This is a genomic window from Nonomuraea sp. NPDC048916 (assembly GCF_040649575.1).
Lineage (GTDB): Bacteria > Actinomycetota > Actinomycetes > Streptosporangiales > Streptosporangiaceae > Nonomuraea.
On record NZ_JBEZFS010000269.1, the window covers coordinates 1 to 401 of the forward strand.

1 pseudogene is annotated in these 401 nt (G+C 72.3%); it reads left to right on the forward strand.

The features are described from left to right. Nucleotides 1-401: pseudogene (locus AB0C16_RS40800) on the forward strand (sugar kinase); the annotation flags it as partial.

Consider the following 401-nt stretch of genomic DNA (forward strand, 5'->3'; position numbering starts at 1 on the left):
CCCGCTGAGCCGTCAGGAGCTCGGACCGGTCACGGGCCTGAGTTCAGGATCCATCAGCAACGTCGTCGCGGAACTCTCCGCCGAGGGCCTGCTGGAGGAGGCCGGCATCGTCGACTCCGACGGCGGCCGCCCGCGTACGCTGCTGCGCGTCGCCCCGGACGGCGGGCTGCTCGTCGGCATCGACATCGGCGAGACCCGGGTCCGGGTCGAGCTGTTCGACCTCTCCCTGACCGAACTGGCCCGCACCGAAAGGCTGCTGGCCCAGCACGGTTACGACGTCGACCGGATCGTCGCCCATGTCCGCACCGGTGTCGCGGACGTGCTGCGCGACGCGGGCGCCGATCCGCGCCGGCTCCTCGGCATCGGCATCGGAGTCCCCGGCATCATCGAGCGCGACGGGC